This window comes from Anaerobutyricum soehngenii, assembly GCF_009697165.1.
Classification (GTDB): Bacteria; Bacillota; Clostridia; order Lachnospirales; family Lachnospiraceae; genus Anaerobutyricum; species Anaerobutyricum soehngenii.
Window position 1 is genome coordinate 45997 of the sequence record NZ_VULP01000003.1, and the last position, 14971, is coordinate 60967.

11 protein-coding genes are annotated in these 14971 nt (G+C 40.1%); 9 read left to right on the plus strand and 2 right to left on the minus strand.

The window, feature by feature from the left end; translation table 11 throughout:
* Positions 1-138: 138 nt before the first annotated feature.
* The 5 genes from thrC to FYJ25_RS02575 all read left to right on the plus strand — a co-directional run bounded on the left by thrC (position 139) and on the right by FYJ25_RS02575 (position 6652).
* The gene (gene thrC / locus FYJ25_RS02555) at positions 139-1629 is read left to right on the plus strand and encodes a threonine synthase (protein ID WP_154580460.1); all 1491 of its coding nucleotides are present in this window, start codon (positions 139-141) and stop codon (positions 1627-1629) included.
* Between the two features lie 562 nt (positions 1630-2191).
* Positions 2192-2734 carry a hypothetical protein gene (locus tag FYJ25_RS02560; RefSeq protein ID WP_021906414.1) on the plus strand — a complete coding sequence of 181 codons (543 nt, stop codon included), beginning with the start codon at positions 2192-2194 and terminating at the stop codon, positions 2732-2734.
* 410 nt (positions 2735-3144) lie between these two features.
* A complete protein-coding gene (locus FYJ25_RS02565) occupies positions 3145-3456 on the plus strand; it encodes a YbjQ family protein (RefSeq protein ID WP_021906413.1) in 312 nt (103 codons plus the stop codon).
* 18 nt (positions 3457-3474) lie between these two features.
* Positions 3475-4578 carry an RNA polymerase sigma factor RpoD gene (gene rpoD / locus FYJ25_RS02570; RefSeq protein ID WP_021906412.1) on the plus strand — a complete coding sequence of 368 codons (1104 nt, stop codon included), beginning with the start codon at positions 3475-3477 and terminating at the stop codon, positions 4576-4578.
* A 142-nt stretch (positions 4579-4720) separates the two neighbouring features.
* Positions 4721-6652, plus strand: coding sequence for an NAD(+) synthase (locus tag FYJ25_RS02575; protein ID WP_154580461.1), 1932 nt, complete (start codon positions 4721-4723; stop codon positions 6650-6652).
* Between the two features lie 28 nt (positions 6653-6680).
* On the opposite strand, the gene FYJ25_RS02580 is transcribed toward FYJ25_RS02575, so the two are convergent.
* On the minus strand, positions 6681-7109 hold the full coding sequence (locus FYJ25_RS02580) for a hypothetical protein (RefSeq protein ID WP_021906410.1): 429 nt from the start codon (positions 7107-7109) through the stop codon (positions 6681-6683).
* 184 nt (positions 7110-7293) lie between these two features.
* Positions 7294-7359 carry a DUF6783 domain-containing protein gene (locus FYJ25_RS15110; RefSeq protein ID WP_308806062.1) on the minus strand — a complete coding sequence of 22 codons (66 nt, stop codon included), beginning with the start codon at positions 7357-7359 and terminating at the stop codon, positions 7294-7296.
* Between the two features lie 92 nt (positions 7360-7451).
* On the opposite strand from FYJ25_RS15110, the gene FYJ25_RS02585 reads away from it, so the two are divergent.
* From FYJ25_RS02585 to FYJ25_RS02600, 4 genes are all read left to right on the plus strand, one after another.
* The gene (locus FYJ25_RS02585) at positions 7452-11903 is read left to right on the plus strand and encodes a PolC-type DNA polymerase III (RefSeq protein WP_154580462.1); all 4452 of its coding nucleotides are present in this window, start codon (positions 7452-7454) and stop codon (positions 11901-11903) included.
* 41 nt (positions 11904-11944) lie between these two features.
* Positions 11945-12439 carry a gamma carbonic anhydrase family protein gene (locus FYJ25_RS02590; protein ID WP_021906408.1) on the plus strand — a complete coding sequence of 165 codons (495 nt, stop codon included), beginning with the start codon at positions 11945-11947 and terminating at the stop codon, positions 12437-12439.
* A 170-nt stretch (positions 12440-12609) separates the two neighbouring features.
* Entirely contained in the window at positions 12610-13596 is a 987-nt protein-coding gene (locus FYJ25_RS02595; protein ID WP_147608422.1) for a hypothetical protein, read from the plus strand.
* Positions 13597-13611: 15 nt separating this feature from the next.
* Complete coding sequence (locus FYJ25_RS02600) at positions 13612-14772, plus strand: alanyl-tRNA editing protein (RefSeq protein ID WP_154580463.1); 1161 nt, start codon at positions 13612-13614, stop codon at positions 14770-14772.
* The last annotated feature ends 199 nt before the right edge of the window (positions 14773-14971 follow it).

Below are 14971 nucleotides of genomic sequence, written 5' to 3' on the forward strand. Positions count from 1 at the left end.
TAAAAAAGAATAAATAAGAATGAAAACCTGCAAATTATGCGTATACAAAAAGTTTGGATTATGCTATAATTGTGACGTTTATTTGATTGTGAAACACACTTGTGTGCGGCTGACGCACACTGCATACAGGAGGTAAAAATGGATTTAATTTATAAAAGTACGAGAAATAATCAGGAAACAGCAACCGCTTCCGAGGCTATTTTAAAAGGACTTGCCGGAGAAGGCGGTCTGTTTGTTCCTTCATATATTCCAAAGCTGGATAAGTCATTAAAAGAACTTTCTGCAATGAGTTACCAGGAAGTAGCTTATGAAGTTATGAAGCTTTTCATGACAGATTTTACAGAAGAAGAATTAAAACACTGTATTAACAGTGCTTACGATAAAAAGTTTGACACAGAAAGTATTGCAGAATTAGTAAAGAAAGAGGATGCCTACTATCTTGAACTTTTCCATGGTGCAACAATCGCATTTAAAGATATGGCACTTTCCATCCTTCCATATTTAATGACAACAAGTGCAAAGAAAAACCACGTAAAGAACGAGATCGTTATTCTTACAGCAACATCCGGCGATACAGGAAAGGCAGCTTTAGCAGGCTTTGCTGATGTACCTGGAACAAAGATTATCGTATTCTATCCAAAGCATGGTGTAAGCCCGATCCAGGAAAAACAGATGGTAACACAGCGTGGAGATAATACATACGTTATCGGAATCGAAGGTAACTTTGATGATGCACAGACAGGCGTAAAGAAGATGTTCTCTGATGCAGCCCTTGCACAGGAAATGAACGAAGCAGGATATCAGTTCTCTTCCGCGAACTCTATCAATATTGGCCGTCTTGTTCCACAGGTTGTATACTATGTTTACAGCTATGCAGCATTATTGGCACGTGGAGAGATTTCCGAAGGAGAACAGATCAACGTTGTTGTTCCAACAGGAAACTTTGGAAACATCCTCGCAGCATCCTATGCAAAAGAGATGGGTATCCCGATTGCGAAGTTAATCTGCGCATCCAACGAGAACAAAGTACTTTTTGATTTCTTTACCACAGGATGTTATGACAGAAACAGAGACTTCATCCTCACATCTTCTCCATCCATGGACATCTTAATCTCTAGCAACTTAGAACGTCTCATTTACCAGACAGCAGGAAGAGATGCCGAGAAGAACAGAGAATTCATGAAAGAACTCAACACAGACGGTATTTATACGATCACCGAAGAAATGAAAGAACAGATGAAAGACTTCTACGGAAACTACGCAACAGAAGAAGAAACAGCACAGACGATTAAAGAAGTTTACGATAAGACAGGTTACATCATCGACACACATACCGCTGTAGCAGCCGCTGTTTATAAAAAGTATGAAAAAGAAACAGACGACAAGACAAAGACAGTGATTGCATCTACAGCAAGTCCATATAAATTTACAAGAAGCGTTATGAATGCAATCGATCCTTCTTATGACAGTAAGACAGATTTCGAACTTATTGACGAATTAGAAAAACTGTCAGGAGTAAAAGTACCACAGGCAATCGAAGATATCCGAAGCGCCGCAGTACTGCATGACACAGTATGCGAAACAGCAGACATGTGTAAAGAAGTAAAGAAGATCTTAAAGATAAAATAATTTGCTGGGGACACAGACGCCGCTATAGTAGAAGATATTGAGCTGAATTGTATTCAGTCTTCTAAAGAAAAAAGAATTGTTATAAGTTAGATTTTGTTCCGTTGCGCTAAACATTCCATTCTGCCCAGAAAAACAGGAACTTGGGAAAAACGAGTCCCAAGTTCCTATGGTCAGAATTCCATAGCGCAAAGTCACAAAATGCAATACTTATAACAATTCTTTTTTCTTTGCCATAGTTTTCTTACAATTCAGCATAAAATTTTGTTTCATCGGCTGTTTGTTTTTGATAACGAATACCAAATTATTTCATTTGCATGTTTTTGAGCAATCCGACAAAATGTATATATAGCGGCGTTTATCACTCATCTGGCAACTTAGTAATTTAGTAAGTACATTTTTTTAAAGAAGGGACAGATAAAGTATTATTATGAAAAGTTAAGAAATCTTTAGAGTGAACTAAGTTGAATATATGTTACTATTTGTTTGTATTACAGCATGGATTGAAGTGGAAGAAACAAAGCAGTTTTAGATTTACGGATACAAACAAAAGGAGTATATAGTGATGAAGAAATATAAAAGATTCGTATTTTTATTTCTTATGATAGGTCTGCTGGTACTGGTAATTGTTAGCGTGGCGGTTATATACAAGCATAATTCGGATATTAATAAAAAGGAAAAGGCAGTAATATCTAATGAAATAGAGCGGCTTTTAAAGGACAGAGCAAGTATTATGATTTCTGATGAACAAATAGTGAGTGAAAGTCCATTTATATCGAAAAAAGAGAATCTTAAAGAAAAAGAACTGCGGGAACAAATCGCACAGTTTAGAGATGAATTGAAAAAATCAGGGGAAACATATTCAGCAATAAAAACTGCGGTAAATCTCATAAGTTCTAAAAAAATATCTGATTCAATAATCAGTACAAAAATCAAAGAAGAAACATATTTAACAATATCAAACACAGATACCGCGACAGGATATGATGCAGAACATGAAATTATTTTAAAGAAACACAAAGATACTTGGAAAATTGTTGAGGATAAACAGCTAGAACCCATTGGCTTATTACCATTAAATGAAGCAAAGAAGTACATAGAAAAGTAATACAAACTATAGATTACAACCACAAACTTCCCCATCTATTTTGTCATAAAAAGGGCATTGCAGAAGTCAGAAAAGATTTGAAAACTACAAGGCGATGAACTACGGGAAAGAAGGGTTTCTTTCAATATTACTTTTTATGACTTTTGTGCTGTGGAATTTTGACTATAGAAACTTCGCATTCATTTCTGCGAAGTTTCTGTACTATTGGGCAAAATGGAACGTTTAGCACAACAGAATAAAAAGTAATATTGGAAGAAATTCTTCTTTATCAAGATCTAAAATTGTAGTTTTCAGATCTTTTCGTCCATTTTCGCTCACTTTTTATTGACAAGCCTTTTTTTTTGGGGTATTATGTTGATAACATGAGATTATAATAGGTTGAGTGTCGCCACTGGTAATGGAGGTGAGCTATGTTATTAGTTACTACAGAACAGATTGCAGGAAGGAATGTTGAGCCGTTGGGTATTGTAGAAGGTTCTTCGATCCAGACTGTTCATGCAGGAAAGGATATCATGAACAGTTTAAAGACTTTAGTGGGTGGAGAACTGACTTCGTATACGGAGATGATGGAGAAAGCCAGAAAGCTTGCAACAGATAAGATGGTGAAGAATGCACAGCAGATGGGAGCAGATGCAGTAATCTGTGTTCGCTATTCATCCAGTGAAGTGATGCAGGGGGCTGCTGAAGTGTTAGTATATGGTACAGCAGTTAGATTGGTATAGTAAAGTTGGGAGAACAGAATGGAAGATACAAGATTAGTTTTTTCGAATATTATGGAGAAGCTTCTTAAGCAGGCACAGAAGAATAAGAATGTGTTAGAGTATAAGGAAGTTAATGATGCGTTTAAGAACATCGAATTAACTCCTGAGAAGTTTGAGTGGATTCTTGATTATTTTGAAAAACAGGGTGTTGATGTTTTAAATACCAACGAAGATGAAGATAACGATGATAATTTTATAGACGATGATGCAGAGGAAGTAGAGATTATTGACGATGCGGATATTCTTGAAGGTGTAAGCTTAGAGGATCCGGTTCGTATGTATTTAAAAGAGATTGGTAATATTCCTTTGCTTACTGCGGAAGAAGAAGTTTTTCTGGCGCAGCGTATTGAGAAAGGTGATGAGCAGGCGAGAAAGCAGCTGATCGAAGCGAACCTTCGACTGGTTGTCAGCATTGCTAAGAAGTATGTAGGAAGAGGAATGTCTTTCCTTGACCTGATTCAGGAAGGGAATATGGGTCTGATGAAGGCCGTTGAGAAGTTTGATTATAAGAAGGGGAATAAGTTCAGTACATATTCTACCTGGTGGATTCGTCAGGCAATCACAAGAGGTATCGCTGATACAGCGAAGACAATTCGTGTACCGGTACATATGGTGGAGACAATTAATAAAACTCTTCGTACTTCAAGAATGTTACTTCAGGAGCTCGGAAGAGAACCTACGAATGAAGAGATTGCTAAGAAGATGAATATGCCGGTTGCCAAGATTGATGAGATTTTAAAGACATCAAGAGATCCGGTATCCTTAGACACACCGATTGGTGAAGAAGAGGACAGCCAGTTAGGTGACTTCATTGAAGATGAGTCTCTCCTTTCGCCAGTTGATTCCGCATCCTTCTCCATGTTGAAGGAAGAGCTTGAAGAAGCGATGGCTTCTCTTACAGAAAGAGAACGTAATGTAATCAAGCTTCGTTTTGGTCTTGATGATGGCAAGACAAGAACTCTTGAGGAAGTTGGTAAGGAATTTAACGTAACAAGAGAGCGTATCAGACAGATTGAGGCGAAGGCGCTTCGTAAGCTTCGTCATCCAAGCAGAAGCAGAAAGCTTAAGGATTTCCTTGAGTAAGCTTTTTATGAAGATGTTGTCACAATTTTTGTGATATACACATTTTTCGTATACTGTTTGTTGCCAAAAGATAAATAATTGATTACAATAATGGGAAGACTAAGGTACTTAGGATTCCCATTTTGTATTTTTGGAGGTTTTTATGAAAGACGGCTTTTTAAAAGTCGGAGTGGCATCTGTCGATGTGGAAGTTGCCAATCCGATTCACAATAAAGAAAAAGTAATGGAAGTAATGAAAAAGGCAGATAAGAATGGAGTGAAGCTTTTAGTTTTTCCGGAACTTGTGCTTACTGCATATACATGTAATGATCTGTTTTTACAGAAGACATTACTAGATGAAGCAAAGAAACAGCTTTTTGTTATTTTAGAGAAAACAAAGGGGCAGGATATGGTTACTGTTCTAGGTCTTCCGTTAACAGTGAATCATAAGCTTTATAATTGTGCGGTATTTGTACAGGGAGGTAAGATCTTAGGGGTAGTACCGAAGCATTATCTGCCGAATTATTCGGAGTTTTATGAGGCAAGACACTTTGCTCCGGGAGAAGAAGAGGTAAAGATGATTCGTCTTGGTGGAAAGGATGTACCTTTTGGGATGAATCTTTTATTTTGCTGTGAGAATATGGAGGAATTAGTGATTGGCTGTGAAATCTGTGAAGATTTATGGTCTCCGCTGCCGCCATCTACACATCATGCATTAGCTGGTGCAACGGTAATCTGTAATCCGTCAGCCAGTGATGAGACAACGACAAAGGATACGTACCGTCGTAATCTTGTTTCACAGCAGTCTGCGCGGCTTGTCTGTGCCTACCTTTATTCTTGTGCCGGCGAAGGAGAATCTACACAGGATTTAGTATACAGCGGGCATAACATGATCGCAGAGTATGGCGCTATTTTAAAAGAATCAAGAAGATTCCAGAACAGTTATATCGAGACAGAGATCGATCTGCAAAGATTAGAGGCAGATAGAAGAAGGATGACTACCTTTGTGACTGAGGGCGCAGATAAGAAGTATGAGAGAGTGTATTTTAGATTAAAAGAAGAAAGAACCCAGATTAGCCGGACGTTTGAACGAACACCGTTTATTCCTTCAAATAAAGCAGACAGAGAAAGACGATGTGATGAGATCCTTACGATTCAGGCAATGGGACTGAAAAAGCGCCTTGCGCATACACATTGCCAGTCTGCGGTTGTCGGAATCAGCGGAGGTCTCGATTCAACACTTGCGGTATTAGTGACAGCGAGGGCATTTGATATGCTGAATATTCCAAGAGAGAACATTGTCTGCGTGACGATGCCTTGTTTCGGGACAACAGACAGAACCTATTCGAATGCGGTAACGCTCACAAAGAAGCTTGGAGCAAGTTTAAGAGAAATACGTATTAATAAAGCAGTAGAACAGCATTTTTCAGATATCGGCCATAATCCGGAGAATCACGATGTGACCTATGAGAATTCACAGGCACGTGAAAGAACCCAGATTCTGATGGATATCGCAAATCAGACGAACGGAATGGTAATTGGAACCGGAGATATGTCCGAGCTTGCACTTGGCTGGGCGACCTATAATGGGGATCATATGTCCATGTATGCAGTGAATTCTTCTGTACCAAAGACTCTCGTAAGACATCTGGTACGGTATTACGCAGATACAAGCAAGGAGCAGGAGCTAAAAGAAGTACTTCTTGATATTTTAGATACTCCAGTAAGTCCGGAACTGCTGCCACCGGTAGATGGTGTGATCTCACAGAAAACAGAAGATTTGGTAGGACCTTACGAACTACATGATTTCTTCTTATATTATATGCTTCGTTTTGGCTTCCATCCGGAAAAGATTTTCCGTCTGACCCGCCAGGCATTTGGAGAAGAATATGATGTGGCCACCTGTTATAAATGGCTTCGTACATTCTGCTGGCGTTTCTTTGCACAGCATTTTAAGAGATCCTGCCTCCCGGATGGCCCAAAGGTTGGTTCGATTGCGGTTTCACCGAGAGGAGATTTGCGAATGCCGAGTGATGCAAGTTCAGCAGTCTGGATGAGCGAATTGGACGAGTTAAAGGATAAGCTGGGGCTGTAAAGTTTTTTCACTTTAAAATGCTGCTTTGTCAGGATTTTGCTTTGGAAAGCGCATTTTTAATTGCTTGCTGGAGAATCAGTCCCGTATATTTGTTTTCTGAATTTAATTTCAGATCATCGATTGAAGAAATATTTTCAAGCTGTGCATTGATTTCTTCAAGTGATGGCTCAAGGAGCGGGTACATGGCACTGACACTGTCCGACAGATGATTTAAACTGACGGAGGTAATGTGATCGGCATCGACCGAAACGGCAACATCTAATGTATTATCACCAAGTGCGATGGTAGAAGTATAGACTCCGGGTGTGTAAACACCTGCACTTGTTTTTGTACTTTTTTCTTCCGGAGCAAACATAAAGATCAAAAGAAGGATCAGTATGATACCCAGGCAGACAAACAATGCAGTATAGATAAGTTCTTTTGCTTTTACAACAACAATTTTAGTTTTTGCACTCAAAAAAAACAGTCCTTCCGATTACTATTTATTAAAGTGTATTCTGAAAATAAAAATATATGCTACATCTTGAAAATGTACTCTCGGAGTTTTCGTTTCAAAAAGGTTCCGAGAGTATACTAGAGCGTGTTTGAAAAATCATTCCAGCAACCTGCACGCCTCAATTTACGGTATATTTTGCCTTCATTCAGTTGACGTAGCCCGCTACGCCGCCCTCATTCAGGCGAAATCTCCCGCAAATTGCAACGCACATCTTGCAGAAAGCATTTTTCAAACAAGCTCTAGAGCGTGCAGATTACAGAAAGTATTTTTCAAACAAGCTCTAGAGCGGAAAGGAGGAAAAAGATGCTTGAAGGACAGACATTTCCAGAAGTATTTCCAGATTATACGGTTCCTGACAATTTAAAATATATTTTGTCCAATGCGGTTGTTTCTAAAGTGGTAATGAAGCAGCAGAAAAGGCAGTTAGTGATTCATTTAAAGAGTGAACATATTATCCAGAGAAAAGTTTTAAATAAAGTTGCTTACGATCTCAAAAAGGAGCTGTTTGGAAAGACCTCTGTTTTTATTTCATTTGATGATACGTATGAGTTATCCGCAGCTTATACACTAGAAAGTATTACAAATGATTACTGGGGCAGTATTCTTCATGAAGTAAAGAACATGGGGCGTGTGGAATACAGTCTTCTTGCGAATGGAGAATGGGGATTTGAAGGGAATATTATGACGATTCTCTTAGAAGATTCCTTTCTTGCAAGAGATAAGTCGCGGGTTTTAAAAGAATATATGGAACATCTTTTTTCTCATCGTTTTGGCAAAGAGATTCAGGTTGGGTTCGACTTTACCGATGATGCGAAACAGGCTTTTTATAAGGCGAGAAATCATAAGCTGAATCTGGAAGTGGATATGGTTATGAGCCAGATTAAAAAGGTGGAGAGTGAGAAGAAAGAGAACGGAGCGGAAGAAGGGGAAACGCCAAAAGAAGAAAAGAAGCATCATAATTATTCCGGTAATTTCTTTGAAGAGCGGGCAAGAAGGCAGGAATTTAGTCAGAGAAGACGTTCCAAAGATCCGGATGTTATTTATGGGAAGGATTGTGATGGAGAAGTTGTTCCTTTGGAGGAAATCGTGGACGAGATCGGACAGGTTGTCGTGCGCGGAAAGATTCTGAAGATGGAACTGAGGGAAATTCGAAGAGAGCGAACAATCGTCAGTTTTCATATTACGGACTTTACGGACACGATTGTTGGAAAGATATTTATTGCCAACAACCAGCTCCCGGAATTTTTAGATTTATTTGAAAAAGGAAAGTTTTATAAAGTAAAGGGAATGCCTCGTATGGATACCTTTGAGCACGATCTGACCCTTTCTTCTATTTCCGGTATTAAGCCGATTCCTGACTTTACAGAAAAAAGAATGGATAAAAGTCTTGAGAAACGTGTGGAACTGCATCTTCATACCGTAATGAGCGATTTAGACAGTGTAGTTGACATTAAAAAAGTAATCAATCAGGCAAAAGAATGGGGACATCCGGCGATGGCGATTACCGACCATGGCGTATTGCAGGCATTCCCGATCGCAAATCACTGTATCACGATGGACGAACCATTTAAGATTATTTACGGAGTAGAGGGATATTTTGTAAATGATTTAAAAAAGCTTGTTACGAACGATAAAGGACAGACGCTTTTTGATGATTATGTAGTATTTGACTTGGAGACTACCGGTTTTAGCCCATTGCACGATGCGATTATCGAAATTGGTGCGGTGAAGGTAAGTAATGGGGAAATAGCAGACCATTACAGTGTGTTCGTCAATCCACAGCGGCCGATTCCTCTGCGGATTACCGAACTGACAAGTATTGATGATGCGATGGTTGCAGATGCAGGAACGATTGAAGAGATTCTGCCGGAATTTCTGGAATTTTGCGAAGGCTGCAGCCTGGTTGCACATAATGCAGAGTTTGATGTCAGCTTTATTGAAGAGAATGCAAAGCGGCAGGGATTTACGACCGATTTTACGGTGCTTGATACGGTACAGATGGCAAGACTGCTGCTTACGGATCTGAATAAGTTTAAGTTAAATACAGTATGTAAGCGTTTAAACATTAAGCAGGAACATCATCACAGAGCAGTGGATGATGCAAGGGTAACGGCAGAAGTCTTTCTTCGTTTTGTGGAAATGCTTGAAGAAAAGGATGTGCATACGCTTGCAAAGTTAAATGATATGGGAGCGATGTCCCCGGATCTGATTCGGAAAGCACCGGCATATCATGGAATTATCCTTGTAAAGAATGACATCGGCCGCGTCAATTTGAATCGTTTGGTATCGGCCTCGCATCTTGATTATTTTAACCGTCGTCCGAAAATGCCGGAAAGTCTCATTCAAAAGTACAGAGAAGGGTTGATTTTAGGTTCTGCCTGCGAAGCCGGAGAGCTATTTCAGGCGATTATTCGGGGAAAGAGCGAAGAAGAATTAGCAGAACTGGTACGCTTCTATGATTATCTTGAGATTCAGCCAATCGGCAACAACATGTTTATGCTTGAGAGTGATAAATATGATGCAAAAACAGTAGAAGATCTGCAAAATTATAACCGGAAGATCGTGGAACTTGGCGAGCGTTATCACAAACCGGTTGTCGCGACCTGTGATGTACATTTCCTAAATCCAGAAGATGAGCAGTACCGCCGGATTCTTATGGCAGGAAAAGGTTTCTCCGATGCAGATAATCAGGCACCGCTGTATTTTAGAACGACAGAAGAAATGCTAGAAGAGTTTGCATATCTTGGGGAGGCAAAGGCGAAGGAAGTTGTTATTACGAATACGAATAAGATTGCCGATATGATCGAAAAGATATCGCCGGTACATCCGGATAAGTGTCCACCGGTAATTCCAAAGTCTGATGAGACATTAACAAATATTTGTTACGATAAGGCGCATGAAATCTATGGACCAGATCTTCCAGATATCGTAGAAGAACGACTCCAAAGAGAGTTGAATTCCATCATATCCAATGGATTTGCCGTAATGTATATCATCGCGCAGAAGCTTGTGTGGGATTCAAATGACCATGGATACCTGGTAGGTTCAAGAGGTTCGGTAGGTTCCTCTTTCGTAGCGACAATGGCAGGAATCACAGAAGTTAATCCTCTGTCTGCACATTACATTTGCCCGAAATGCCATTATGTAGACTTCGATTCAGATGCAGTAAAGCCATATGCAAAAAAAGGTATGTCCGGATGCGATATGCCTGACCGGGACTGTCCGGTCTGCGGGACACCTTTACAAAAAGAGGGGCATGATATCCCATTTGAGACCTTCCTTGGATTTAAGGGAAATAAAGAGCCGGATATCGACTTAAACTTCTCAGGAGAATATCAGTCAAAAGCGCATAAATATGTAGAAGTTATTTTTGGAGAAGGGAAAGCATTTCGTGCCGGAACTATCGGTACACTTGCAGAAAAAACAGCCTACGGATATGTATACAAGTATTTTGAAGAAAGAGATATTCACAAAAGAAGATGTGAGATGGAGCGTTTAGCGGAAGGCTGTACGGGAGTAAAGAGAACAACCGGTCAGCATCCGGGAGGAATTATCGTAGTACCACATGAGTATGACATTTATGACTTTACGGCAATCCAGCATCCGGCAAATGATGTGAATACGGATATTATCACGACACATTTTGAGTACCATTCCATCGATCATAACTTATTAAAGCTTGATATTCTCGGCCATGATGATCCAACAATGATTCGACGGTTAGAAGACTTAACAGGAATGGATGCGACAACGATTCCGCTCGATGATCCGGAAGTTATGTCGCTGTTCCACAGCACCGATATTCTTGGAATCACACCGGAAGATATCGGTGGAATCGAGATGGGTTCCCTTGGTGTACCGGAGTTTGGTACAGAATTCGTTATGCAGATGTTAAAAGATACGAATCCAAAGTGTTTCTCCGATCTGGTACGTATTTCCGGTCTGTCCCATGGTACGGACGTATGGCTTGGCAATGCACAGACATTAATTGAAGAAGGAAAAGCAGAGATTTCTACAGCAATCTGTTGTCGAGACGATATCATGACTTATCTTATCAACATGGGGTTAGATAAAGAGCAGTCCTTTACCATTATGGAATCCGTCCGTAAAGGAAAGGGGTTAAAGCCGGAGTGGGAAGAAGAGATGACTTCTCATGGCGTGCCGGACTGGTATATCTGGTCTTGTAAAAAGATTAAATACATGTTTCCGAAGGCACATGCCGCTGCCTACGTTATGATGGGATGGCGTGTAGCATGGTTTAAAGTACATAAGCCACTGGCATATTATGCCGCCTATTTTGGTATTCGTGCATCCGCATTTTCTTATGAAATCATGTGCAGAGGAAAGGAACGATTAGATATAGCACTTTCAGAACTGCTGAAAACACCAAAAGATCAGCAGACGAAGAAAGACCAGGATACGATTCGTGATGGAAGAATCGCGCAGGAAATGTATGCAAGAGGCTTTACATTCATGCCGATTGACATTTATAAGGCAAAAGCAAGAGAATGTCAGATTATAGACGGTAAGATCATGCCGCCGCTTTCTAGTGTGGAAGGACTTGGCGACAAGGCATGTGAGCAGGTGGAGGAAGCGGCAAAACATGGACCGTTTACTTCCCTTGAAAACTTTAGAAATCAGGCAAAAGTCAGCAAGACAAACGTAGATAAGATGGTGGAACTTGGCATCCTTACTGGATTACCGGAAACCGATCAGCTTACATTTGATTTCTTTATAACACAAGGTTCCGCATGATTTGAGTATGTTCTAATCTGAGGCAAAAACAGGAGGAAAAAATGAGTTATATTAAAAATGCAGATATTCAGGGAAATGCATGGGTAGCACCCGGTGCATGTGTAGTAGGTAATGTTACATTAGGGGATGAAAGTTCAGTGTGGTACAATGCGGTAATACGTGGAGATATGGCACCGATCGTTGTTGGCTGTGGATCAAATGTACAGGATGGTACAGTTGTTCACGCAGATGCAGGCTTTCCATGTGAGATTGGTAACGGCACATCAATTGGCCACAATGCGATCATTCATGGCTGTACGATCGGTCATAATACAGTGATCGGAATGGGCGCAATCGTTATGAACGGTGCGAAAATCGGTTCGGACTGTATCATCGGGGCAGGAAGTCTTGTCACACAGGGAACCGTTATTCCTGATGGAATGTTAGCTTTTGGTTCTCCGGCAAAGGTAGTCCGCCCACTGACCGATGAAGAGAAAAAAGAGAACCAGACAAACGGAATCAGCTATATGTTAATGAAAAATATACAAAAAGATTGAAAAAACTTGAAATATGACTAAAGATTGATTTATAATAAGGCAGATATGGCCTTTGACGACTTCTTTCTGGTAAGAGCGTCAGAGCATATAAAAGTGTACTTTTGAATTCTTTCTTGCCTGGAAAGATACAGCAGGAGTACATAAAACTAGAAAGGAGAACATTTTTATTTATGGCGGATACTACAAATGCACAGAAATATAAAGGCTATGACTTAGACCGTAATTCGTCTCATCGACGAAGAAAAAATCAACCATGGTTCTGGAAAGTTTTAGGCATTAGCTTATTACTTACGATCATTATTCTTGCAGGTGTTGTTTTTGGTGTGCTGCATAAAACACATAAGAATGCAAAGCACATGGAAGAAATCAATGCAGCGAATAACATCGAGGCTTTATTAAAAGACCATAAGAACGTAACGATCACAACCTCCTATTCTCATCTGGCAGAAGGTTCAGATTACACAACAACTCGTCAGGTAAGAAAGGATAAGAAAGGCAACTACTTCTCTTACTTTAAGAAAGAAGGAACCGATGCAGATTATAAAGAAGTAATCGCAAATAAAGAATTATACCGTTATAACGATAAGTATGTACAGTATTATGGACTGATCGGAGATGACTACGAGCAGGAATGTGTAAAGAGCATCGAAGACAGCGTTTTCCAGGGAGATACGAAAGACCAGCTGCAGAATGAGAAGGAACGTGATAATACTATCACCTTACAGCTTACAACAAAGGTACAGGCCAGTGATGAGTACGCAACAACGTACGGATTCTCTGTTGGCGATACGATTGAGAAGACAATCACCATGGATAAAAAGACACAGATCGTTACTTCTGTAGAAGAGAAGTGTGGAGATGAAGTATTTTACGGATATAACGTAGAATTCGACGGACAGAAGAAAGTTCCGGTATTTTATCAGAAGCTTGAAAAAGAGAAGCGGGTATGTACCGTATACTCCGATTATAACGGAGAGAATAATCAGGAATACACATATAATATCCCTGTAGATGTATACTTTACTGTACTAGATCACGAAGGTTATAAAGTATATGAAGACGAAAATGGTAACAAGGAATTTACGGAGTATCAGATGCAGATACAGAATCCGGAAACTGATCTTTCATTATATGTAAAGACCGCATCATCTAAATAGAAAACAGACAGGATTATGAAGACAAGAAGATTATTTTATGAAGATGTATATATCCAGGAATTTGAGGCGATTGTCCTTTCCTGCGAAGAAAAAGATGGAAAATATCACGTCATTTTAAACGCAACCGCATTTTATCCGGAAGGCGGCGGACAGCCGGCCGATAAAGGAATGATTGACAACATCCCGGTAGTTGATGTGCAGTATATCGACGGGGAACTCTGCCATATCATGGAAAGTCCATTAGAAGAAGGCGCACAGGTCGTCGGAAAGATAGACTGGAACTGGCGCTTTGACCTGATGCAGCAACATTCCGGAGAACACATTGTCAGCGGAATGATCCATGAGAAATACGGCTATGAAAATGTCGGTTTCCATATGGGAGAAGAAATCATCACAATTGATCTTAGTGGAATGCTTACCTGGCAGCAGGTACAGGAAATAGAAAAGAAAGTAAACCATTACATCTGGATGAACCAGAAGGTGAATATTTTCTATCCGGACGAACGCCAGCGCAAGTTTATCCCGTATCGCAGTAAAAAAGAACTAACCGGAGAAATCCGTTTAGTCGAATTCCCGGGAGCGGACCTTTGCGCCTGCTGTGGCTTACATGTTACTCACGCCAGTCAGATCGGACTCGTTAAGATACTTTCCTGCAAAAAGTTCCGGGATGGTGTCCGCATGGAAATGCTTTCCGGCAAACGTGCTTTAGACTACCTGTCCGGCAGCACAGAGCAAAACAGCCAGATTGCGGTCAGCCTTTCCGTAAAGGAGAATGAAACAAAAGAAGCGGTACAGAGATTGCTTGATGAAGTCTATGATCTAAAAGGACAACTGGCACAGGAAAAACAAAAAAGCTTTGAGGCAAAAGCAGCTTCCTTTGCTGGGAAAGGCAATGTACTTCTCATCGAGGATACAATGGAAGCAGCAGAAGTCAGAAAGTGCACCGATTCCATTTTAAACACCTGCGGCGGCATAGCAGCCCTCTTTGCCGGCAACGACACAGACGGATATAAATATGCCATTGGAGAACGGAACGGGGACATTAAAGAACTCGTAAAAAAGGTGAACAAAGAATTAAACGGCCGCGGCGGTGGTAAACCATTCTTTGCACAAGGTTCCGTAAAGGCAGCCAGAAAACAAATAAAAGCACTATTTTGCGATTTCATTTCTGAATAGAAAAAAGAGAAAAAACAAAAAGAGAAAAAACGAAAACAAGAACTCTATCACATGATACATGTAAAGATCGTCACAGCATTAGGAAATGCCGCATCCGTATTTTCAGCATTTTTACCTGCATTGATCTTACATGGATTATGCGGAAGAGTTCTTGTTTTTTTGTATGTGAATAAATTCTAAAATTTTAAATAAATAGTGT

Excerpts from the sequence above, each read along its gene's own strand:
- FYJ25_RS02595 (WP_147608422.1), top strand. The coding sequence starts at position 12,610 with ATGGCGGATACTACAAATGCACAGAAATATAAAGGCTATGACTTAGAC.
- FYJ25_RS02600 (WP_154580463.1), top strand. The coding sequence starts at position 13,612 with ATGAAGACAAGAAGATTATTTTATGAAGATGTATATATCCAGGAATTT.
- FYJ25_RS02565 (WP_021906413.1), top strand. The coding sequence starts at position 3,145 with ATGTTATTAGTTACTACAGAACAGATTGCAGGAAGGAATGTTGAGCCG.
- FYJ25_RS02590 (WP_021906408.1), top strand. The coding sequence starts at position 11,945 with ATGAGTTATATTAAAAATGCAGATATTCAGGGAAATGCATGGGTAGCA.
- rpoD (WP_021906412.1), top strand. The coding sequence starts at position 3,475 with ATGGAAGATACAAGATTAGTTTTTTCGAATATTATGGAGAAGCTTCTT.
- FYJ25_RS02575 (WP_154580461.1), top strand. The coding sequence starts at position 4,721 with ATGAAAGACGGCTTTTTAAAAGTCGGAGTGGCATCTGTCGATGTGGAA.
- thrC (WP_154580460.1), top strand. The coding sequence starts at position 139 with ATGGATTTAATTTATAAAAGTACGAGAAATAATCAGGAAACAGCAACC.
- FYJ25_RS02585 (WP_154580462.1), top strand. The coding sequence starts at position 7,452 with ATGCTTGAAGGACAGACATTTCCAGAAGTATTTCCAGATTATACGGTT.
- FYJ25_RS02560 (WP_021906414.1), top strand. The coding sequence starts at position 2,192 with ATGAAGAAATATAAAAGATTCGTATTTTTATTTCTTATGATAGGTCTG.